This window comes from Nocardia sp. NPDC058658 (genome assembly GCF_042716665.1).
Classification (GTDB): domain Bacteria; phylum Actinomycetota; class Actinomycetes; order Mycobacteriales; family Mycobacteriaceae; genus Nocardia.
Genome location: NZ_JBHXRR010000026.1, coordinates 74,656 through 97,196, shown reverse-complemented (window position 1 = coordinate 97,196; position 22,541 = coordinate 74,656). Strand labels below are relative to the sequence as shown.

At 67.8% G+C, this 22,541-nt stretch carries 16 protein-coding genes and 1 pseudogene; 9 read left to right on the top strand and 8 right to left on the bottom strand.

Annotation, left to right across the window (positions count from 1 at the left end; genetic code table 11):
* Positions 1-127 precede the first annotated feature (127 nt).
* Positions 128-493, bottom strand: coding sequence for a hypothetical protein (locus ACFWUP_RS27230; RefSeq protein ID WP_379238814.1), 366 nt, complete (start codon positions 491-493; stop codon positions 128-130).
* Between the two features lie 76 nt (positions 494-569).
* On the opposite strand from ACFWUP_RS27230, the gene ACFWUP_RS27225 reads away from it, so the two are divergent.
* Complete coding sequence (locus tag ACFWUP_RS27225; RefSeq protein ID WP_379238813.1) at positions 570-1,535, top strand: quinone oxidoreductase family protein; 966 nt, start codon at positions 570-572, stop codon at positions 1,533-1,535.
* A gap of 156 nt (positions 1,536-1,691) precedes the next feature.
* Here ACFWUP_RS27225 and ACFWUP_RS27220 read toward each other — a convergent pair whose 3' ends face one another.
* Positions 1,692-2,684 carry a heme o synthase gene (locus tag ACFWUP_RS27220; RefSeq protein ID WP_379238812.1) on the bottom strand — a complete coding sequence of 331 codons (993 nt, stop codon included), beginning with the start codon at positions 2,682-2,684 and terminating at the stop codon, positions 1,692-1,694.
* A 443-nt stretch (positions 2,685-3,127) separates the two neighbouring features.
* On the opposite strand from ACFWUP_RS27220, the gene tkt reads away from it, so the two are divergent.
* From tkt to pgl, 5 genes are read left to right on the top strand one after another with little or no spacing between them, the layout of a single operon-like run.
* The gene (gene tkt / locus ACFWUP_RS27215) at positions 3,128-5,269 is read left to right on the top strand and encodes a transketolase (RefSeq protein WP_379238811.1); all 2,142 of its coding nucleotides are present in this window, start codon (positions 3,128-3,130) and stop codon (positions 5,267-5,269) included.
* A gap of 4 nt (positions 5,270-5,273) precedes the next feature.
* Positions 5,274-6,407: a transaldolase gene (gene tal, locus ACFWUP_RS27210; protein ID WP_379238810.1), complete on the top strand. Its 1,134-nt coding sequence runs from the start codon at positions 5,274-5,276 to the stop codon at positions 6,405-6,407.
* Between the two features lie 4 nt (positions 6,408-6,411).
* Positions 6,412-7,980, top strand: a complete 1,569-nt coding sequence (gene zwf / locus ACFWUP_RS27205) for a glucose-6-phosphate dehydrogenase (RefSeq protein ID WP_379238809.1) — start codon at positions 6,412-6,414, stop codon at positions 7,978-7,980.
* On the top strand, positions 7,977-8,885 hold the full coding sequence (gene opcA, locus ACFWUP_RS27200) for a glucose-6-phosphate dehydrogenase assembly protein OpcA (protein WP_379238821.1): 909 nt from the start codon (positions 7,977-7,979) through the stop codon (positions 8,883-8,885). Before zwf ends, opcA begins: the two co-directional genes overlap by 4 nt.
* Positions 8,878-9,660, top strand: coding sequence for a 6-phosphogluconolactonase (pgl, locus tag ACFWUP_RS27195; RefSeq protein WP_379238808.1), 783 nt, complete (start codon positions 8,878-8,880; stop codon positions 9,658-9,660). The genes opcA and pgl overlap by 8 nt, the downstream gene beginning before the upstream one ends.
* A 48-nt stretch (positions 9,661-9,708) precedes the next feature.
* Here pgl and ACFWUP_RS27190 read toward each other — a convergent pair whose 3' ends face one another.
* Genes ACFWUP_RS27190 through ACFWUP_RS27180 form a run of 3 tightly spaced genes read right to left on the bottom strand, consistent with a single transcriptional unit; the run spans position 9,709 to position 14,143 of the window.
* Positions 9,709-11,418, bottom strand: a complete 1,710-nt coding sequence (locus ACFWUP_RS27190) for an ABC transporter ATP-binding protein (RefSeq protein ID WP_379238807.1) — start codon at positions 11,416-11,418, stop codon at positions 9,709-9,711.
* The gene (locus tag ACFWUP_RS27185; RefSeq protein WP_379238806.1) at positions 11,415-13,181 is read right to left on the bottom strand and encodes an ABC transporter ATP-binding protein; all 1,767 of its coding nucleotides are present in this window, start codon (positions 13,179-13,181) and stop codon (positions 11,415-11,417) included. Before ACFWUP_RS27185 ends, ACFWUP_RS27190 begins: the two co-directional genes overlap by 4 nt.
* The gene (locus tag ACFWUP_RS27180) at positions 13,178-14,143 is read right to left on the bottom strand and encodes an alpha/beta hydrolase fold domain-containing protein (RefSeq protein WP_379238805.1); all 966 of its coding nucleotides are present in this window, start codon (positions 14,141-14,143) and stop codon (positions 13,178-13,180) included. Before ACFWUP_RS27180 ends, ACFWUP_RS27185 begins: the two co-directional genes overlap by 4 nt.
* Positions 14,144-14,491: 348 nt before the next feature.
* On the opposite strand from ACFWUP_RS27180, the gene ACFWUP_RS27175 reads away from it, so the two are divergent.
* The gene (locus ACFWUP_RS27175) at positions 14,492-15,577 is read left to right on the top strand and encodes a hypothetical protein (protein ID WP_379238804.1); all 1,086 of its coding nucleotides are present in this window, start codon (positions 14,492-14,494) and stop codon (positions 15,575-15,577) included.
* 89 nt (positions 15,578-15,666) lie between these two features.
* Here the strand turns inward: ACFWUP_RS27175 and ACFWUP_RS27170 are convergent, their stop codons facing one another.
* A complete protein-coding gene (locus ACFWUP_RS27170) occupies positions 15,667-16,623 on the bottom strand; it encodes a hypothetical protein (protein ID WP_379238803.1) in 957 nt (318 codons plus the stop codon).
* A gap of 474 nt (positions 16,624-17,097) precedes the next feature.
* Here ACFWUP_RS27170 and ACFWUP_RS27165 point away from each other — a divergent pair, with 474 nt between their 5' ends.
* Positions 17,098-19,293 (top strand): dehydrogenase E1 component subunit alpha/beta, encoded by a 2,196-nt coding sequence (locus ACFWUP_RS27165; protein WP_379238820.1) that lies wholly within the window; start codon positions 17,098-17,100, stop codon positions 19,291-19,293.
* A 35-nt stretch (positions 19,294-19,328) separates the two neighbouring features.
* Here ACFWUP_RS27165 and secG read toward each other — a convergent pair whose 3' ends face one another.
* Positions 19,329-19,562, bottom strand: a complete 234-nt coding sequence (gene secG / locus ACFWUP_RS27160; RefSeq protein WP_101468684.1) for a preprotein translocase subunit SecG — start codon at positions 19,560-19,562, stop codon at positions 19,329-19,331.
* 296 nt (positions 19,563-19,858) lie between these two features.
* On the opposite strand from secG, the pseudogene ACFWUP_RS27155 reads away from it, so the two are divergent.
* Positions 19,859-20,605 (top strand): annotated as a pseudogene (locus ACFWUP_RS27155) (RNA-guided endonuclease InsQ/TnpB family protein); the annotation flags it as partial.
* Positions 20,606-20,882: 277 nt separating this feature from the next.
* On the opposite strand, the gene ACFWUP_RS27150 reads toward ACFWUP_RS27155, so the two are convergent.
* A complete protein-coding gene (locus ACFWUP_RS27150; RefSeq protein ID WP_379238802.1) occupies positions 20,883-22,478 on the bottom strand; it encodes an MFS transporter in 1,596 nt (531 codons plus the stop codon).
* Positions 22,479-22,541: the final 63 nt, after the last annotated feature.

Genomic DNA, 22,541 nt, shown 5'->3' with positions numbered 1-22,541 from the left:
GCAAGACGCTCGGCTGGGATACCCCAGCCGAGCGTCTGCGTGATCTACTTACCGTCTAACACCAGTGGTGTTGCGACGACCCCTTGAAACCGCCAGCGCGATTCGCGGGCTTTACTCGTCAGCGCCGTTAGGCCCCTGCGAACAACTTCCAGTTACGCGCCTTCGGGAACTTGGTCTGATGCGCGACCCAAGCCGCCATCTTGTCCCAGTGCTTCGCGGTCGGGGTGACGATCGAGCCCAGCTCACGGCTCCACTCGTCGGTCTCGGCAAGCCCGTCGACCCGCTCGACGATGGCCTTCGCGGTCGCCATATCGCCGACCACCCGGTCGCCGAGGATGCCGTCGGCACCGACCAGGGTGATGCGCACACCCTGCTTGCCGATGTACTGCAGCACGGCCGTGCCCGAACCACCGTGCCGGGCGACGAATTTCACGATGGACTTCTCGACCTCGGCCGGCACCTTCACGGCCTCGGGGGCGGCGGTTGTACTCATGCGCCGTAGTTTACCGGCCGGTAGTTTCCAGTCCAGCCCCGAGTGGTCCGGAACACGGGGTGTAGAACAGAGACTCATGCGCGCGATTCAGGTTTCCGAGCACGGCGGTCCCGAGGTTCTGCAGTACGTGGAGGTGGCCGACCCGTCGGCCGGCCCCGGTCAACTGCTGGTCGAGACCCAGGGTGTGGGCGTCAACTACATCGATATCTATTTCCGCACCGGCCTCTATCCGCAGGCGACGCCCTATATCCCCGGCTCCGAGGGCACGGGCATCGTGGTGGCGATCGGCTCCGATGTCACCGAGTTCGCGATCGGCGACCGTGTCGCGTGGGCATCGGCGCCCGGCAGTTACGCCGAATTGGTTGCAGTGGACGAAGCCGTCGCGGTGAAGGTGCCCGGCGACGTCGACCCGACGGTCGCGGCCGCCGCGCTCCTGCAGGGCATGACCGCCCACTATCTGACCGAATCGGTGTTCTCCCCCGAGCCCGGCGATCCGGTCCTCATCCACGCGGGCGCGGGCGGCGTGGGCCTACTGCTCACCCAGATGGCCGTCGCGAAGGGCGCCAGGGTGATCACCACGGTCTCCACCGATGCCAAGGAGAAACTCTCCCGCGAAGCAGGCGCCACCGACGTCCTGCACTACGGTGACGACCTCGCCGCCCGAGTCCGCGAACTCACCGACGGCATCGGCGTCGCCGCGGTCTACGACGGCGTCGGCGCCAGCACCTTCGAAGCCAGCCTCGCCTCTCTGCGCGTCCGCGGCACCCTCGCACTCTTCGGCGCGGCCAGCGGAGCCGTCCCGCCCTTCGACCCCCAGCGTCTCAACCCCGCCGGTTCGCTGTGGCTCACCCGTCCGTCCTTGGGCGCCTACACCCGCGACCGCACCGAATTCCTCTGGCGCGCAACCGATGTCTTCGACTGGATCGCCGCAGGCACCCTGAACTTCCGCATCGGCGCCACCTACCCGCTGGCCGACGCCGCCGAGGCTCAGCGCGACCTGGGCGCCCGCAAGACCACCGGCTCGATCGTCCTGCTGCCGTAATCCACGCCGAGAAACCGCGCTCACCGTTCACCAGTCGTCGAATCCGTCGGATTTCCGACCGTTCGCGCGATCAGTGAACGATGAGCGCCGTTCCAGCGACCGGTCCAGAAATGACGATGGCCGGGCATCGCCGCCCGGCCACCATCACGAGAGTCTTTACAGCCCGACGAGGCTGCCGATCGTGTCCCAGCCGAGGACCGAGTCCACAGCCAGACCGCAGAACACCACGGCGAGGTAGTTGTTCGACTGCAGGAACAGCTTCAGCGGCTTCACCGACTCGCCGCGGCGCACCCCGGCGTAGAGCTGGTGGGCCATCAGCAGGAACCAGGCACCGGCCACCAGGGCGACGGCGGCGTAGATGACGCCGGTCGCGGGGACGAGGGCCATGGTCGCGAGCACCGTCAGCCAGGTGTAGATGACGATCTGCTTGGTGACGACCTGTTCGGTGGCGACCACCGGCAGCATCGGCACACCGGCCGCGCGGTAGTCCTCCTTGTAGCGCATGGCCAGCGCCCAGGTGTGCGGCGGCGTCCAGAAGAAGATCACCGCGAACAGCACCAGTGCGGGCCAGCCGACCGTGCCGGTCACCGCGGACCAGCCCACGAGGGCGGGCATGCACCCGGCCGCGCCGCCCCACACCACGTTCTGCGAGGTCCGGCGCTTGAGGCCCTTGGTGTAGACGAAGACGTAGAACAGGATCGTGGCGACCACGAGCGCGCCGCTGAGCAGGTTGGCCTGCCACCACAGCCAGGCGAAGGAGATCGCACCGAGGACGACACCGAAGATGAGAGCGTGCCTGGTGGGCACCGCGTCGCGAGCGAGCGGGCGGCGCGCGGTCCGCTTCATCACCTTGTCGATATCGGCGTCGGCCACACAGTTGAGGGTGTTGGCGCTCGCCGCGCCCATCCAGCCACCGAACAGGGTGACCAGGATCAACCGGATGTCCACATTGCCACGGTCGGCCAGGAGCATCGTCGGAATGGTCGCGACGAGCAACAGCTCGATGACGCGAGGCTTGGTGAGCGCGATGTAGGCAAGGGGCTTGCGGACGATTCGCGCGCCGAGACTGTCGCCCGCGAGGCGGTCGGCCAGCGCCGTCGACGAACTTCCGTGCGCACCGCTACTACCCGGCTCGTGACCGATCCGCACTGTTTCTCCTCGCACGCTGTGCTTCGCTTCGCATCCGGTAATGGAACGAGCAGCGCGCGGCTGCGGCGCGGCCACTACTACAGAGGATGGTAGACCCACTCACCTGCCGCTCCGCGCCAGACCCCCGCCACCGTGGGCGCGGTCACTACACCTCGCGACCGCCCCCTCGGACCGCACGAGGTGGTGAACCCGCATCGACGCGCAGGTGAACGGCACCGCGACCCCGCCCGCGTGCGTCGCGCCGATGCTTGACAGCGCACACCGCCGGATCCCCCCGATCCGAACTAGACTCACTGCCAGGGTTCGCGCCGATCCGGTCCAGCAGCACCACTAGGGTATTCATGAACATCGGTACGCATCCCGGCCGCGTGCGACCTGTTGAACATCATCGCCGCTGCCAAGCTATCGCCGTCGACGAAACCTAGGTCAGGAGAACCACGGTCGTGCCAGTCACCAGCGACATTCACGCCCTCACTCAGCGGAACTATCCCAGCGACTGGACGGACCTCGACACGAAGGCCGTCGACACGGCCCGCGTGCTGGCCGCCGACGCGGTCCAGAAGGCGGGCAACGGGCACCCCGGTACCGCGATGAGCCTCGCACCGGTCGCCTACACCCTGTTCCAGCGCACGATGCGCCAGAACCCGGCCGATCCGTGGTGGACCGGGCGCGACCGCTTCGTCCTCTCGTGTGGGCACTCCAGCCTCACCCTCTACATCCAGCTCTACTTCGCCGGTTTCGGCCTGGAGCTGTCGGATCTGGAATCGCTGCGCCAGTGGGGTTCGGCGTGCCCGGGCCACCCGGAGTACCGCCACACCGCGGGCGTCGAGATGACCACCGGCCCACTGGGTCAGGGTCTGGCGTCGGCGGTCGGCATGGCGATGGCGGCGCGGCGTGAGCGTGGTCTCTACGACCCGGCCGCGGCCGAGGGCGAGAGCCTGTTCGACCACTTCATCTACACCATCGCCTCCGACGGCGACCTCGAGGAAGGCGTCACCTCGGAAGCCTCGTCGATCGCGGGCACCCAGCAGCTGGGCAACCTCGTGGTGATCTACGACGACAACGAGATCTCCATCGAAGACGACACCAAGATCGCCTTCAACGAGAACGTCGGCGCGCGCTACGAGGCCTACGGCTGGCACGTGCAGACGGTCGAGGGCGGCGAGGACATCGTCGCGATCGAGGCGGCACTGGCCGCGGCGAAGGACGTCAAGGACAAGCCGTCACTGATCATCCTGCGCACCATCATCGGCTACCCCGCGCCGACCAAGATGAACACCGGTGCCGCGCACGGTGCCGCGCTCGGTGCCGACGAAGTGGCCGGGATCAAGAAGGCCCTCGGCTTCGACCCGGACGCTTCCTTCGAGGTGGCGCCGGAGGTCATCGAGCACACCCGCAAGGCGCTGGTCCGTGGCCTCGAGGAGCAGGCCAAGTGGGATATCCAGTTCGCCGAATGGGCGCTGAAGAACCCGGACAACCACGCCCTCTACAAGCGTCTGCAGGCGCGTCAGCTGCCCGAGGGCTGGGAGAAGTCGCTGCCCGAGTTCGAGCCGAGCGCGTCGGGTATGGCTACTCGCAAGGCGTCGGGTTCGGTGCTCTCGGCGCTGGCCGATGTGCTGCCCGAACTGTGGGGCGGCTCGGCCGACCTGGCCGAGTCCAACAACACCACGATGCCCGGCCAGCCGAGCTTCGGTCCGACCGACATCTCCACCAGCCACTGGAAGGCCGAGCCCTTCGGTCGCACGCTGCACTTCGGTGTGCGTGAGCACGCGATGGGCTCGATCCTCAACGGCATTGCCCTGCACGGCCCGACCCGGCCCTACGGCGGCACCTTCCTGGTCTTCAGCGACTACATGCGCCCGCCGGTGCGGCTGGCCGCGATGATGCGCACCACCGTCACCTACGTGTGGACCCACGACTCCATCGGTCTGGGCGAGGACGGCCCGACCCACCAGCCGATCGAGCACCTGGCGTCGCTGCGCGCGATCCCGGGCCTCAATGTGATCCGCCCGGCCGACGCCAACGAGACCTCGTACGTGTGGCGTTCGCTGCTCGAGCGGGGTTCCGACGAGCACCACTCGCACTACCCGGTGTTCGAGCCCGCCAAGACCGACGGCCCGTCGGCGCTGGCGCTGACCCGCCAGAACGTGCCCACGCTGGAAGGCACCAGCTACGAAGGCGCCTCGAAGGGCGGGTATGTGCTGGCCGAGGCCTCGAACGGCACCCCGCAGGTCGTGCTGATGGCCACCGGTTCCGAGGTCCACCTCGCGATCGAGGCCTGCACTACCCTGGAGTCGCAGGGTGTCGCGACCCGCGTGGTCTCGATGCCGTGTGTGGAGTGGTTCGACGCCCAGGACAAGTCCTACCGCGACGAGGTGCTGCCCCCGTCGGTGCGTGCCCGGGTGTCGGTGGAGGCCGGTATCGCGATGTCGTGGCACCGCTTCCTCGGTGACGCCGGTGAGCACGTCGGTATCGACCACTTCGGTGCGTCGGCGCCGTACCAGAAGCTGTACAACGAGTTCGGGATCACCGCCGATGCCGTCGTCGCCGCCGCACAGCGTTCGCTCGACAATGTGAAGGGGTAAAACCATGGCACAGAACGAGAATCTCGCCGCGCTCTCGGCCGCGGGCGTCTCGGTGTGGCTCGACGATCTCTCGCGTGACCGCATCCAGTCCGGCAATCTCGCCGACCTGGTCGCGACCCGCAGCGTCGTCGGTGTCACCACCAACCCGAGCATCTTTCAGGCCGCGCTGAGCGTGGGCCATGCCTACGAGTCGCAGCTGAAAGACCTTGCGTCCCAAGGGGCCGACGCCGACGCGGCGATCCGCACCATGACCACCGACGACGTGCGCGCCGCCTGCGACGTGCTCGCGCCGGTGTTCGAGGCGACCGGCGGCGTGGACGGGCGGGTGTCGATCGAGGTCGACCCGCGCTTCGCCTTCGACGCCGACAAGACCGTCGCCCAGGCGATCGAGCTGTGGAAGATCGTCGACCGCAAGAACCTGTTCATCAAGATCCCGGCCACCGAGGCGGGTCTGCCCGCGATCACCTCGGTGATCGCCGAGGGCATCAGCGTGAACGTGACGCTGATCTTCTCGGTGCCGCGCTACCGCGCGGTGATGGGCGCCTACCTCGACGGTCTGCGCAACGCCAAGATCGGCGGCCACGACCTGGCCAAGATCCACTCGGTCGCCTCGTTCTTCGTCTCCCGCGTTGACACCGAGATCGACAAGCGCCTCGAGGCGATCGGCACGCCCGAAGCCCTCGCCCTGCGCGGCAAGGCCGGTGTGGCGAACGCGCGTCTGGCCTACGCCGAGTACCAGGACGTGTTCGACGGTGGCGCGCACACCTCCACCTACAACCACCTGGCCGCACAGGGCGGCAACCGGCAGCGACCGCTGTGGGCGTCGACCGGAGTGAAGAACCCGGATTACCCCGACACCCTCTACGTCACCGAGCTCGTCGGCCCGAACACGGTCAACACCCTGCCGGAGAAGACGCTGCAGGCGTTCGCCGATCACGGTGAGGTGCTGGGCGACACGCTCAGCGGCCGTGGCGCCGAGGGTGCCGCGGTGTTCGCCGAGCTGTCAGCGGTCGGTATCGATCTCGACGATGTGTTCGCGCTGCTCGAGCGCGAAGGCGTCGACAAGTTCGAGAGCGCGTGGGGTGAGCTGATCGAGGCCACCACCGGCGCACTCGGCATCGCGGCGGAGGGCAACTGACACGATGGCCGGCACAGCATCGACGGACCAGGCGGGGCTGTGGCACAACCCGCTGCGCGACGAACGCGACAAACGGGTTCCCTTCATCGCGGGCCCGTGCTCCATGGTGATCTTCGGTGTCACCGGAGATCTTTCCCGCAAGAAGCTGATGCCGGCCATCTATGACCTGGCGAATCAGGGGCTGCTGCCCCCTGGTTTCGCCCTGGTCGGCTTCGCCCGGCGCAACTACGCCGACGAGGATTTCGCCTCGGTGGTACTCGAGGCCGTGAAGAAGCACGCGCGCACTCCCTTCCGCCAGGAGGTCTGGGATCACCTGGCCGAGGGGCTGCGGTTCGTGCAGGGCAGTTTCGACGACGACAAGGCCTTCGCCACCCTCGCCGAGACCCTGAAACACCTCGACGAAACCCGCGGTACCGGCGGCAATTACGCCTTCTACCTGTCGATTCCGCCGAACATGTTCCCCGTGGTGCTCGATCAGCTGAGCGAGCACAACCTGGCCAAGGCCGCACCGGAACCCGACGGGTATACCCCGTGGCGGCGCGTGGTGATCGAGAAGCCCTTCGGCCACGACCTGACCAGCGCCAAGGAACTCAACGCGCTGGTCAACCGGGTGTTCCCCGAGGAGCAGGTCTTCCGTATCGACCACTACCTGGGCAAGGAAACGGTCCAGAACATTCTGGCGTTGCGTTTCGCCAACGAGTTGTTCGAGCCGATCTGGAACGCCAACTATGTCGACAGCGTGCAGATCACCATGGCCGAGGACATCGGATTGGGCGGTCGCGCAGGCTATTACGACGGAATCGGCGCCGCCCGTGACGTCATCCAGAACCACCTGCTGCAGTTGCTCGCGCTGACCGCGATGGAGGAACCCACCTCCTTCGAGCCGATGCAGCTCACCACCGAGAAGATCAAGGCCCTATCGGCCACGAAACTCGTTGCGCCACTGGATGAAACCACTGCGCGCGGCCAGTACACCGAGGGCTGGCAGGGCAGCGAGCACGTGGTCGGCCTGCTCCAGGAGGAAGGCTTCGATCCGCAGTCGCGGACCGAGACCTACGCCGCCCTGACCCTGCACGTGGAGAACCGGCGCTGGGCGGGTGTGCCGTTCTACCTGCGCACCGGAAAACGCTTGGGCCGCAGGGTGACCGAGATCGCGGTGGTGTTCAAACGCGCACCACACCTGCCCTTCGATCAGACCATGACCGAGGAGCTCGGCCAGAACGCCCTGGTCATCCGGGTGCAGCCCGACGAGGGCATCACCTTGCGCTTCGGTTCCAAGGTCCCCGGCTCGGGCATGGAAGTGCGCGACGTGAACATGGACTTCAGTTACGGCGAAGCCTTCACCGAGTCGTCCCCCGAGGCCTACGAACGCCTCATCCTCGACGTGCTGCTGGGCGTGCCGTCGCTGTTCCCGGTCAACGCGGAGGTCGAATTGTCCTGGCGCATCCTCGATCCCGTGCTCGCGCACTGGGCCGCGGGCGGCAAACCCGAACCCTACGAGGCCGGGACGTGGGGCCCCACCTCGGCCGATGAGATGCTCGCGCGCAGCGGGCGGGAATGGCGGCGTCCGTGATCGTCGACATGCCCGACACCACCACCGTCGACGTCGGTAAGCGGATGGTGCAGTTGCGCGAGACCAACGGCGTGATCACCCAGGGCCGCGTGCTCACCCTGGTGGTGTGCACCCTCGACTCCTCCGAAGCCGAGGACGCGATCGATGCCGCCAACGACGCCAGCCGCGAACACCCTTGCCGGGTCATCGTTCTGGCCCGCGGTGATCGCGACGCCGAGACCCGCCTCGACGCCCAGATCCGGGTCGGCGGCGACGCCGGTGCCGCCGAGGTGATCGTGCTGCGCCTACAGGGTGCGCTGGTGAACCACGAGAGCAGCGTCGTGACCCCGTTCCTGCTGCCCGACACCCCGGTGGTGGCGTGGTGGCCGCGTGGCGCGCCTGAGTTCCCGTCGATGGACTCGGTGGGCAAGCTCGCCAAGCGCCGCATCACCGACGCCACCTACGCCCCCGACCCGCAGGCCGCGATCAAGAAACGCCGCTACTCCTACGCCACGGGTGACACCGATCTGGCGTGGAGCCGCATCACCTACTGGCGGGCCCTGCTGGCCGCCGCCCTGGACGAGCCGCCGTTCGAACCGGTCACGTCGGTGACCGTGTCGGGTCTGGCCAGCGAGCCCGCGCTGGATACCCTGGCCGGGTGGCTGGCTTCGCGTCTGCACTGCCCGGTGATCCGCAAGACCGGGGAGTTGAAGGTCGAAATCCAGCGCGCCACTGATTCGATCGCCATCGAACGCCCGCAACTAGGAAGGACGGCCACGCTGACCCGCACCGGCGAACCCGACCAGCGCATCGCGCTGGCGCGCCGGGAAACTCGCGACTGCCTCGCCGAGGAACTGCGCCGGCTCGACGCCGACGAGATCTACGCCGAAGCGCTCGCCGGAATCGAGAAGGTGACTTATGAGTGATCTCGACAGCCATGACGACCTCGGTGCCGAATTCCCCGCCAACACGATCGAGATCCACGACGACGCCGAGCTCCTCGCCGACGCGGCCGCCGAACGGTTCGTCGACGTGATCGTCGCCGCCCAGGCCGAACGCGGCAACGCCTCGGTCTCGCTCACCGGCGGCAGCGACGGCATCCGCCTGCTCGAACGCGTCCGCCAGTCCCCCGGCGACATCGACTGGTCCACCCTCTACGTCTACTGGGGCGATGAGCGTTTCGTCCCCGCCGACGACAAGGACCGCAACGAACTCCAAGCCCGCGAGGCACTACTGGACTTCGTCCCCCTCGACCCGGCCCACGTCTTCCCGATCGCCCCCTCCGACGGCCCCTACGGTTCCCCCGAGGAAGCCGCCGCCGCCTACGCCCAGATCGTGCACACCGAACTCGACGAACGCGGCGAATTCGACCTCACCGTCCTCGGCATGGGCCCCGAAGGCCACATCGACTCCCTCTTCCCGCACTCCCCCGCCGTGCAGGAAACCACGGAACTCTGTGTCGCCGTACACAATTGCCCCAAACCCCCACCGACCCGGGTCACCATGACCCTGCCCGCGGTCCACCGCTCCCGCCACGTGATGCTCGTGGTCAGCGGCGAAGGCAAAGCCGCCGCCGTAGCCGCCGCCGTCAACGGCGCCTCCCCCGACGACGTCCCCTCGGCCGGCGCGGTCGGCATCGAGTCGACCACCTGGGTCATCGACGAGGCGGCCGCAACAGGCCTGCTGCTCGACGACGAATAGCCACATCCGGCGGAGCCGGGCCCCACGATCGGGCCCGGCTTCGTCGTGTCAGGTGGCCGGAGTCAGGGAGCGTGCCCAGAAGTCGGCGTAGCGGCCTTCGCGGAGGAGGAGTTCTTCGTGGGTGCCGTCTTCGGCGAGGTGGGCGTTGTCGAGGAAGATGATGCGGTCGGCGCGGCGGACGGTGCGTAGGCGGTGGGCGACCATGACTACGGTTCGGCCGGACATCAGGCGTTCGATGCCGGCGTGGACGGCGGCTTCGTTGAGTGGGTCGAGGGCCGAGGTCACCTCGTCGAGTAGGACGATCGGGGCGTTTTTCAGGAGGGCTCTGGCGATCGAAACACGTTGGCGCTCACCGCCGGACAGTGCGGTGCCGCCTTCGCCGACGTTCGTTGTCCAGCCACCGGGGAGGCGATCGATCACCTCGTCGAGGCGGGCCGCGGTGGCGGCTGCCCGGACCTCGTCGTCGGTGGCGTCGGGGCGGCCGAGGCGGATGTTGTCCTCGATGGTGCCGTCGAAGAGGTAGACGTCCTGGAAGACGATGGCGAACTGGGCCATCAGGGTGTCGGTGCTGATGTCGCGCACATCGACGCCGCCGATTCGCACGGTGCCCGCGTCGACGTCGTAGAAGCGGGCGAGCAGTTGCAGGAGTGTGGTTTTGCCGGCTCCGGAGGGGCCGACCACGGCGAGCCGTTGTCCTTGGGGAATCGTCAGCGAGACCTCGTCCAGCACTGTGCGTGTGCCGTGCCGGAAGGTGACGGCGTCGAAGGCGAGATCGTGGGCGTTGGGGTGGATCGGAGTACTGGGTTCGGGCAAGGTTTCGGTGCGCAGGAGCGCTTCCAGGCGCTCCAGATCCGAACGGGCGCTGCGGAGTTGTCCGCCGATGTCGGACAGCGACAGCAGCGGGTCGGCGCAGCGGGCGGCGAGGATCAGGATCGCCAAAAGCTCTGCCGCCCCGATGTTTCCGCCGAGGGCGAGGTAGGCGCCGAGGGCCAGCAGTGCGGTGAACACCGCTTGGACCGCGAGCGAGAGGCCGAGGATCGCGGGGAGCGCCGTGCAGGCCCGGCGGCGGGACTCGCGGGCGACTTCCTGCAGCGAATCGTCGAGCAGGTCGAATCGTTGCGCGGTGCGCCCTCCGGCCCGCAGCACCGGCTGGGCCTGCAGGAATTCGATCGCCCGTTGCGCGGCGTCGTGGTCGCGTGCGTGGCGCTGCGCGTCACCGACCGCAATCGCCCGCCCCGACCAGACCTGGATCGCGGCCACGATCGGCACCGCGGCGGCCGCGGCCAACCCCAACTGCCAGTTGAACGCGAGCATCACGACGATGATCGTCAGCGGTGTGACGGCGGCGGAGATCAGCGGCGCCATCAGATGGGCGAGCACGCTCAACGCCTGCAGCACACCACGACTGGCGAGCACCGACACCTCCCCCACCCGTCCGGCGGTGTACCAGCCGATGGGCAGTCGGGCGAGGTGATCGCCGAGCCGGTAGTACACGCCGCGCAGCAGGGTGGTGCCGACGCGGAATCCGGACAGGTCGCTGCGGTAGCGCAGGACCGCGTAGCAGGCGACGGCGACGGTCAGCGCGATCAGCCAGGGTCGGGCGGCGGCGGGAGCGTCGCCGAACAGCGCCCGCAGCACGGGGACCAGGAGCGCGTAGGACAGCCCCTCGGCGACCGCGGTCACCGTCATCAGCGCGACCGTGCGCCGGACCGGTTTCGCGTACTCGGGTCCGAGCACGCGCAACAGCATGCGAATCATCGTGGGTCTCCCTGTAGTTCCGCGGTCACCGATCGGTGCGAGTGCCAGAAGTCGGCGAACTTTCCTTGTCGGGCAAGCAGTTCCGTGGGTGTGCCCTGTTCGACGATCGTGCCGTTGTCGAGCATGACGACGGTGTCGGCGTCGGCGATCGTTTCCGCGCGATGCGCGATCACCAGGATGGTGCGGTCGCCACCGAGAGCAGCCAGCGCTTGTCTCACCGCCTGTTCGGTGTGCGGGTCGGCGAAGGCGGTCGCTTCGTCCAAGACCAGCACGGGCGCGTCGGCGAGCAGGGCCCGCGCCAGCGAAATCCGTTGCGCCTCACCGCCGGACAGCGTCGCGTCGTCGCCGATCACGGTGTCGTAGCCGCGGGGCAACTCGAGGATGCGGTCATGGATATTCGCCAGGCGGGCGGCGCGAATCACGTTGTCGCGGTGGGTGTCCGGCACAGCGAGGGCGATATTGTCGGCCACCGACGCGCGCAGCAGTCGCACATCCTGGAAGACGAACGACACGGTCCGGTAGAGGTCGCGGCTGCCGAGTTCGCGCAGGTCGATGCCGCCGAGGGTCACCGCGCCGTGGGTTGGATCGAAGAACCGCGGCAGCAATTGGACCAGGGTGGATTTGCCGCTGCCCGACGGTCCGACGAGCGCTGTGACGGTGCCGGGCTCGAGCACCAGGTCGATGCCGCGCAGTACCTCGTGCTCGGCGTCGTAGGCGAACCGGACGCCGCGCAACTCCACCCGGTGCCCCTGCGGTGTTCTCGGCCGAGTCGGCTCGGGCAGCGGCGCCTCGTCGAGGACATCGCGGATCCGGCCCGCCGCGCGACCGGCGGCCTGCAGGTCGTCGAAGCCGTGCCCGAGGGCCGCCACGGGAGCGGTGAGTCCGATACCGAGCAGCAGGAACGGCAGCAGATCGGCCGGCGCCATCCCACCGTTGGTGATCAGCACCGCGCCGCCGATCAGCACGACCAGCAGCACGAACGGTGGCGACAGCGCCACCTGCATGCCCGCCGCCGGTCCCGCCAGCCCACGCACCATCCGCAAGAAGATGTCCGCGAAATCGTCGGTGGCCGTGCGGAATCGGCGATGGGATCGCTCGGACCCACCGAAGGCCTTCACCACCGCGATGCCTTGCACGAACTCGACGACCGAGCTCGCGATGCCACCCATGGCCGTGTCGAAGTCCTGCTGTTCGCGCAGCCGGGTGGGCGTCATCATCAACGGGACGAGCGCGATGGCCAGCACCACCGGGATCAGGGTGATGAGGGTGAGCCGCCAGTCGACGGTGAACAGGTAGACCAGCGAGACAAGTGGCACCACGAACGCGGACACGAGTTCGCCGGGCGCGTGGGCGATGAACGGATGCACGGCGCTCACGTCGTCGCCCACGATCTTGGCCAGTTCGCCGGTGCGACGGCGGGCGAACCAGCCGATGGGCACCCGCCCCAGCTGGTCGGCCAACTGCCGCCGGAACGACAGCTGGACTCGATCATCGAGGAGGTGCCCGATCGCCGAAGCTGCTGCGGTGCACAGCAATCGGATGAGCAGACCCACTGCGCCGACCAGCACGGTCAGCCACACGTGCGCCCGATCGATCTCGCCGGGCGTCAACACGGTGCGACCCAGTTCGACCACAGCCAGCAAGGGCGCCAGCCCCGCGACGGCGCCGATCACCTGCAGGATCACCACCGCGCTGAAGTTACCCAGATACGGTCGCAGCAAGTGCGTGAGACTCGTTGCCCGAGTGGGTTGTTCGGTGGTCATCGCCGCACATCCGAAGGTGCCGACAGCCGGTTTCGCAGATGGTCGAGGATCTCCGCGCGGGCCGGACCGGCAGCCGGGATCAGGCCCGACATGCTCAGAAAGCCGTGTGTCGCTTCGGGATAGCGAGTCAGCGTCACAGTGACACCTGCTTGCCGCAAGCGGTCGGCGTAGGCGGGTGATTGATCTTCCAGTGGATCCAGTCCCGCCGACTGGATGAGCGTGGGCGCGGACCCTGCGAGGTCTTCGCGGAACATGGGTGAAATCGCTCGCGCGTCGAAGCCTGCGGGCAGCGCGATGCGTTGCACCGCACGGCAATTAGCGGGCGTCGCGGTGGGGCTGTCGGCGTTGTCGGTGAACGACGGGTAGGCGAATACGCCGTCGGTCCAGTCGAGTTGGGGGTTGATCAGTACCTGCGTTCGCAGGTCAGGAGTGTCGAAGGCGGTCAGCACCGCGAGTGTGGCGCCCGCGCTGCTGCCGAGCAGCGCGAGTCGAGAGCCGTCCGCACCCCACTGTCCTGCCTGCGCGACGAGGGCCGGGACCGCATCGCGGGCGTCCTCGACAGCCGCGGGAATCGGATGTTCCGGCGCGAGCCGATAGTCGACCGAGGCGACCACCGCCGGGCACTCGGCGGACAGGTGGCTCAGCAGCCAATCGTCCTGCTCGGGCACTCCGCTGATGAATCCGCCGCCGTGAAACGCGACGATCAACGGCAACCCGGGCCCCGCGTGCACGGGCCGATGAACGCGGACATTCAGTGTGCGACCGGGAAGTTCGAGCGTGTGCGTGGTGCTGCGCGCACCCCGATGGGGTTTGCCGGTGATGAAGGCGCCGAGCGCGGAGCGACGCAACCGCTCCTGCGGCGCACGCGCCTGAACAACCTGATCCGGGGTGATCGAATCCCAGTCCGGCCCACCTTTGAGTGCGGCCAACACCCGCATCCGAACGGGAACTCTGCCTCGCATGACTGCCTCCTGGCGCTCGCTCACCGCCTGCTTCTCGGCGGCGTAGAACTACCCTGACAGCGGCGACCACCCCTGCGCTTTCGGAAATATGCGGTCGCGTCTAAACATATTTCGGTCAGTTCATGATCAATCGCACAGCACGTCGTCGTTTTCCCTGTCCGGCCCTCTCGGCCGGTCCTGGACCGGGGTCCAGCGGGTAAAATGTCGGGCGATCGGTGTGGCGGGGGACGCGAGTTTGCCAACCGGGACATCACGGGTTGCCGACCTGTGGTGCTGTCGTGCCCCGTGCGCCGAATGTGCGCTCGAGCCGGGTGCGAGGCGCCGGCATGGGAAGGGAAAGGGTGATGGGTGGGTTCCACAGGACCATGGGAGGACGAGAGTTCCGGGTCACCATTCGGTCCGCCGCTGGACGCACTCGGGCCTGATCCGGCCGCCGTGGCGGGTCTGCACGAGCAGGCGCCGACTTCGTGGCGACCGGCCGATCCGGAGCCGATGATCCCGGCGCCGCCTCCTCAGTTCCGGGCGCCCGCGGGGAACGAGCCGATGCGCACCATCGGCGCCGATGGGCTGCCGGACTGGTCGGCGCCCGCACGGCCGGTTCAGCAGGATCCTGCACCCCCGATGCAGCATCAGCCCGCTGTTCAGCGCCAGCCCCCGATGCAGCGTGATCCGCTACCGCCCGTTCAGCAGGAACCGGCACCGAACGGTCGGGAGGACCGCCTTCGCGAACCGCCGCCGTCGTGGGACGACGACCCGATGGCGGCGATCTTCAAGCCGGGCAAGGCATCTGGCCGACAGCAGTCCACTTGGGACGAAGACGACCTGTTCGACGATCTCTACAGCGAAAGCACGCCCGCCGAGCCGTCGTCGAAAGCGGGCCGCAAGATCGGCGTCATCCTGCTGGGTTCGGTGGCCACCATCGCGGTCGGCGTGGCGGCGGCGATGACCTATGTCGTCCTGACCGGGCAGGACAGCGGGCCCGAGGAGACGGTGGTCGTCGCCGCCACCAGCCCGCCGACGACCACGACGAAAAGGACGGCAGGGCCGCTGGCCTGCGCCGATGAAGTGCGCGGCAACCTGACCATCGGCCGAGGTCCCGGCGACACCAACTCCGGCCCCGGCGTGATCCTCGGCTTCGAGCACGCCTTCTACACCGACCGGAGCGGCGAAAAGGCACGGTCGTTCGTGGCGCCCGAAGCCGACACCGTGGGCACGGCCCCGATCATCCAGGACGGGATCGACAAGTACATCCCGCTGGGCACGACCTACTGCGCTCAGATCACCCAGATCGGCCCGGACAGTTACGAACTCGACCTGACCGAACGGCGGCCCGGCGGCATGCCTGCCGATGACCTGCTCTACACCCAGCTCATCACCACCACGGTCCGCGACGGGCGAACGATGATCGCGTCGATTGCCGAACGGGGACAGTGATATTCGGCTCGTAGCCACTGAATGACGTTGCCCTCCAGCCGAATCAGGCTGGAGGGCAACATTTTTGGTTCGTGGTGTGCGGTGCGGCGTTACAGCACGCTTCCTGCCGCGGCACCAGCCACACCGCCGACAACGGCGGCCGGAACTCCGCACACGACAGCGCCGACCGCGGACCCGGCGGCAACCGCTGCGGCGAATCCAGCGGCGCCCGCAGCCGGCGCAACAGGGAGGGCCGCCGCCGCGGCGGCACCACCGGCAGCGAACGCAGCACCGGAGGCAACGGTCAACACGCCCCCGGCAACACCACAGACGACGGCCGCGGGCACACCTGCCACTGCCGCACCCGCCAACGCACCGGCGGCGATCTTGTCCGACCGACTCGGATCGATGCCGACCGACTTGCCACCCGTCGAGATGGCGGCCTCGGCGTTCGCGGCTGCCGAGTTCACGCCGTCGAGAAGGTCTTCCGGCACCTCGTCGGGCACCGGGGAGGTGAAATCACCAAGTCGCAACGTCCGGTCCGGCGGCGCGATGGGCGCGACCGGCTCCACGGCTTGCGGTGCGTGCAGCGCGCCGAGGTTCACCGGTGGCGCACCCTCGTTGCTCGGCACGGTCCGATGCCCCGGCGGGACAGCGTAATCCCCGAACGGACCCGGCTTGGCCTCGCGCGGCACCGTGACACCCGGCTGACGCGGCGTCGTGCGAGGCCCGAACGCAGCGTTCGGATCGTCGCCCGGCGCGGTGACACCTGGCTGCACGGTGGTGGTGCGCCCCGGCCCGACCACCGGTGTGGCGCCACCTCGATCACCGGGCGGCGGCGGGGTCGCGGTTCCCGGCTCCGGTTGCGGAGTAGCCGGAGCCGGTGTTGCCGTAGTGGGTTTCGGTGCCTGCGTATCACTCGGCGCCAGGCTCGTCGACGTCGAACTCGCGACATCGGTGCCGGTGTCGGTGCAAGCCACGGCGAACATCACGGGAAGGACCCCCAATGCCGGTGCCGCACGCCTCGCGATCACGCCTGCTTTAACTCTTCGGTGCTTGCCGGCCATCTAGAACTCCCCGCTTCTGATCATGTCGACATCCGGCACCCTCACGGTGCCGAACGCGCCACTGTAAACATGACCACTGCGACGCCGTCAAAATCTGGGTGCCGGTTGACAATCCGCGAGCGATGCCTCTGTCCGATTCCACAACCCCCTCCCACCAGCGAAATCACCCCACCCCCGCCAGGGCAACTGTGTCGTCACTCACCCCAGCGCCGAGCATTCAGCACATTGCCCTGTTGGTGACCTGGATGAGGGAACCGGCGTTCCAGCCACACGCGCTGCTGATACTCGGGGTCTGACATGGCTTCGAGTGCGGACAAACCATGGCGCGCATCTGCGGGTATTGCACCGTGTTCATGGACGTTCACAGTAGCTTTCTTGGCAGGCCGATGGTTCGGACGTCGGCTCTCCGTCGGACGAGGAGTGGTCGCGGTGGCACTGGGTTCTGTGGATCTGGACGGGGCGTTTCGGGGCGCGATGGACGGGCTCCGGGTGTCCGGTCGGGTTGATCCGCTCGATGCGATCGATGGCGCGTTCGGGCTCGAGGTGTTCGAATCTCAGGTTGCCAGTCGGCATCTCGATCTCGCCGCGCGGAGGCTCGGTGCGGCCCGGCAGGGGTTCTACAGCATCGGGTCGTCGGGGCACGAGGGTAATGCGGCGGTGGCGGCGGCGTTGCGGGTGGATGATCCGGCGTTGTTGCACTATCGGTCGGCGGCGTTCTTCGTGCAGCGGTGCAAGCAGGTTCCGGGGCTGGATCCGATTCGGGATGTGCTGTTGGGGGTGGTCGCGGCGGTCGCTGATCCGATATCCGGTGGGCGGCACAAAGTGATCGGGAGTGCGGCGGCGTCGATCATTCCGCAGACGTCGACTATCGCTTCGCATCTGCCGCGGGCGGTGGGGTTGGCGTTCGCGTTGGATCGGGCTGCGAAGCAAGGGGTTTCGTGTCCTTGGCCTGCGGATGCGGTGGTGGTGTGCAGTTTCGGAGACGCGTCGGCCAATCATTCGACGGCGGTCGGGGCGGTCAATGCTGCGGTGCACGCGTCCCATCAGGGGGTGCCGATGCCGCTGGTGTTCGTCTGTGAGGACAACGGGCTCGGCATCAGTGTGCCCACCGCGCCGGACTGGATCGAACGCGCCTACGGACCGCGGCCCGGACTCACCTATATCGCCGCCGATGGCTGCGATCTGCCCGATGTACTCGGCGCCGCCGAAGACGCGGTGCATCTGGCCCGGACCTGGAAGGTGCCGGTTTTCCTGCACCTGCGGACGGTCCGGTTGGGTGGACATGCCGGGTCCGATGTCGAGTCGGCCTATCGGGGCCCGGCCGACATCGCCGCCGATCTGGCCCGCGACCCGCTGCTCGGCACCGCCCGCTACCTGATTTCAGCGGGGGTCGCCGATGCTGCCGAGCTCCTCGATCGCTACGAACGCATCGGTGCACGCGTTCGCGAGACCGCCGATGAGGTGGTGCGAGAAGCCCGGCTCGACTCCGCGTCCGCCGTGATCGCGCCGCTCGCACCCACGCATCCGGATGCTGTCCGCGACGACGTGGTCCGGACTGCGCAGCGCGCCCACACCTACACCGGCACCCGGGAAACTCACGAATCATCATCCACCGCAACAGGATTGAGTTTCGATGACGGCTCCCCCGATCCGTCGAACACACTTCCCCGGATGACGCTGGCGCAAGCGATCAACCACACCCTCGGCGAACTCCTCGCCCGAGATCGCGACGTGCTGATCTTCGGTGAGGACGTCGGCCGTAAGGGCGGCGTGTACGGCGTCACCAAAGGCCTCAGAAAACGCTTCGGTGCCCGCCGCGTCTTCGACACCCTGCTCGACGAACAGTCCATCCTCGGCACCGCCCTTGGCACCGGATTGGCCGGCTTCATCCCGATCCCCGAGGTCCAGTACCTCGCCTACGTCCACAACGCGGCCGACCAGATCCGCGGCGAAGCAGCGACTCTGCAGTTCTTCTCGAACGGTCGATACCGCAACCCGATGGTCATCAGGATCGCCGGCCTCGCCTACCAAAAGGGCTTCGGCGGCCACTTCCACAACGACAATTCCCTTGCGGCACTGCGCGATATCCCCGGTGTCGTGGTGGCGGTGCCCGCCCGCGCCGACGACGCCGCCGCCATGCTTCGGACGTGTGTTTCAGCGGCGAGGGTCGACGGTCGCGTGTGCCTTTTCGTCGAACCGATCGCGCTCTACCACACCAGAGATCTCCACCCCGGTGACGAATCATGGCTGGCTGCACCGACTTCCGACCACGTTCCGATCGGCAGTGCCCGCGTCTATGGCGAGGGCGAGGATCTCACCATCGTCACCTTCGGCAACGGCGTACCGATGAGCTTGCGCACCGCGGATCGGCTGGCCGCGCGAGGAATTCACGCGCGTGTCCTCGACCTGCGCTGGCTGAACCCGCTACCGGTCGACGACCTCGCCCACCACGCCGCAGCCACCGGTCGAGTTCTCGTCGCCGATGAGACCCGGAGCAGCGGCGGAGTTTCCGAATCCGTCTACGCGGCCCTGATCGACGGCGGCTACCGCGGCACACTCGCCCGCGTCACCAGCGAAGACAGTTTCATCCCCCTCGGCCCCGCCGCGGATGCCGTGCTGCTGAGCGAGTCAGCGATCGAGACCGCCGCACGACGCCTGATGCTGAGCTAGCGCCTACGTGCGGCACCCACAGGAGTGGGGTGAGATCAGGCGAACTTGATCTCGAGGCCGATGCCGAGGATCGCGATGAACCAGACGATGCCGACGAAGATGGTGATGCGGTCGAGGTTCTTCTCGACGACGGTGGAGCCGGACAGGCTCGACTGCACGCCGCCACCGAAGAGGCTGGACAGGCCGCCACCCTTGGCGCGGTGCAACAGCACCAGCAGCACCAACAGCAAGCTGGTGATCACAAGGAGGATATCGAGGAACAGCGACATGAGGTTCATCCTAGGTGGTGGAGGATCGACTGGTCTAATGGGGCACCGACGGGACGGCGTTCGGTATCGATCCCGCCCCAACGGCTCACCTGTCGACCACCCGGAGACTGCAGAGGACGGGAGCTCTCGAACTATTGCTGTCGGTGGCCTGTGTCACACTCGTCGATGATGAGCCGCCACACGCAAAACCTGCCCCGAACACCAGGTGCCATGGACCAGATTCGACCTGATCAACACGTTCAACACCTGGAAGAAAACCGAAGCCGCAGGACGAATCTTCGCCGTCGACACCGACGGTGGCGCCGAGGTGCAGGTCACCGGATTGGCCTGGCGAACCCAGGTATGCCAGCAGGTTTTCGAGGAAGCCGCCGTCGACTGCGGTCGAGCGCTTGCCGCGTTCTCGGACTCACGGACCGGTAAACGTGCGGGCAGGCGCGTCGGGTTTCCCCGATTCAAGAAGAAGGACAAAACGGTTCCGTCGTTCCGGGTCCGCAACAAGAGCGCGAAAACCGGGCGGGCGGGGATCCGGGTCGGTGACACCGAGATTGTGCGGTCGGTGGCGTTGCCCGGGATCGGTCGCGGTCGCCGCGACCAGCGACGGAACCGAGGTCGCCCGCGTCGATACCGCACCGCGACCGTTGATCACCGGTTTGGATCGGCAACGTCGTCTGGCGAAGTCGGTGTCACGCAAACAGAAGGGCTCACACAACCGTCAGCGGGTGGCCGCCAAGTTGGGCCGTCATCATCACCGAGTCGCCAATATTCGCCGTCATTTCGCTCATCAGGTCGCTAACCAGCTGGTCAAAACCCACGACCGGCTCGTTATCGAAGATCTGAACGTGACCGGAATGCTCGGTAACCGCCGTTTGGCTCGTGCGATCGGTGATGCCGGATGGGCCGACTTCGCTCGCCTGTTGGCCTACAAACAGGGTTGGCGTGGTGGCATGGTCACTGTCGCGGATCGCTGGTATCCGTCGAGTAAACGCTGCTCGGCCTGCGGGACAATCAACGCCGACTTGTCGTTGGCGGATCGAGTGTTCGTCTGTGGGTGCGGGTTTCGTGCTGACCGTGACCACAACGCGGCGATCAATCTCGCGCAGTGGCCGACGACGCAGCAGGACTTCTCGCGATCCCCGGACCCCCGAGCAGGAGGCCGGGTTACCAAAGTCCGCCGACGGGAAGGCGCTGACCGACACCTTACGGGTGCCGGTGAAACCGTCCCGGTTGACGCGGGAACCGAGGTCCACGCCACACTGGTGGCGTGGACCGACGACGCCCGAGAAGGGTGGTGTGTGAAACCAGACGGCTTTCAGACACGCTTTAACCAGGTTCTACGGCGACCAGGTGTGAGACGGTGTCGGGGCCTGCTGAGTACTGGGCGACGGTCTGTTCTATCTCGCGGTCGCGGGCGGTCAGGCGCACCTGGTGCTGGTGCATGTGCTCGGCCCAGGACCGCACGACGAAGGCTTCGACGAACCGGTCGACAGTACCGACGTCGCGGTAGAGCCGCCATTCCATCGCGCCCGTGCGCTGCCGCGAGCGCCCGACCAGCGCCATCGACTCGGTGAAGGCGGCGACGTCGGCGGGCGGCACGTCGTAGCCGCGCATCACCAGGACGGGGCCGTCGGCGGGTTCGGGCTCGACGACGAGTTGGGGTTCGGGCCAGTAGGCCGCCGGGGAGAGATCGATCTCCTCGACGTTGTGCCGGATCGGCCACCACAGGGTGCTCACGGCGCAGCCTGCCAGCAGCGACGCCGCGATCAGCAGCGCCGTCACCGCACCGTAGGCGCCGGCGACCAGGCCCCAGAGCAGGGAACCGATCGCCTGACCGCCCATGAACACCAGCATGTACACCGACAGCCCGCGGGCGCGCACCCAGGCGGGCAGCAGCAACTGCATGGTCGAGTTCAGTGTCGACATCGCCAGCAACCACGCGAGCCCTGCCCCTACCAGCAGCACGAGAACTACCGCCACGTTGTGGACCAGTGCGGTCGCGACCGCACCCAGGCCGAACAAGATCGCGGCCAGCGAGAGCCGCTGGGTGGGGGTGAACAGGATTCGAATCCGCGACAACCCGAGCGCGCCACACACCGCGCCGAGCCCGAGCGCGCCGAGCAGCAGACCGTAACCGGACGACGACAGTCCGAGCCGGTCGTGCGCGATCACCGGCAGCAGCGACCACACGGCGCTGGCGGGGGCGATGAACAGGATCGCGCGGAACAGCACCCGCCTGATCGCGGGTGCCGCGCGGATGAACCGGGTGCCCGCCTGCAACGCGGCGAGGGGCCGTTCGCTGGGCAGTGGGCTCGTGCGCGTCGGCCATTTCGTCACCAGCAGCACCGCGACGATGCCGATGAACGACACCGTGTTGAACCCGAACACCACGGTCGGCCCGGCCAGCGACACGATCACCCCCGCCACCGCGGGCCCGACGGCGCGACCGATGTTCACGCTCATGCTGCCCAGCGCCGCCGCCGAGGTGATCTGGTCGCGCGGCACCAGTTCGGGCTGGATCGCCTGCCAGGCGGGGGCGGTGAGGGCCTGTCCGCAACCGAGCAGGAACAGCAGACTCAGCAGGACCGAGGGGGTGGTATGGCCGGTGGCCGTGGATACGGTGAGGGTGAGCGAGACCAGCGCCATGCCGGTCTGCGCGCCGAGCAACAGCCTGCGGCGATCCACCAGGTCGGCGAGCACGCCGGACGGGATCGACAGCAACATCACCGGCAACGTCAGCGCGGTTTGCACGAACGCCACCAGCGCGGCCGCGTTCGGTTGGTCGACCACCAGCCATTGCGCGCCGACTGTCTGCATCCAGGTGCCGAGGTTCGATACCAACTGTGCGATCCACAGCGCCCGGAACAGCGGCGACCGCAACGGCGCCCAGGTCGAGATCCGTTCCGCCGCGACGATGCCCACCCGACGAGCTTATCCCCGGCGTCCGTCGTCCCGCGCGCTGTGACCCCTGCTCACCACCGGTGC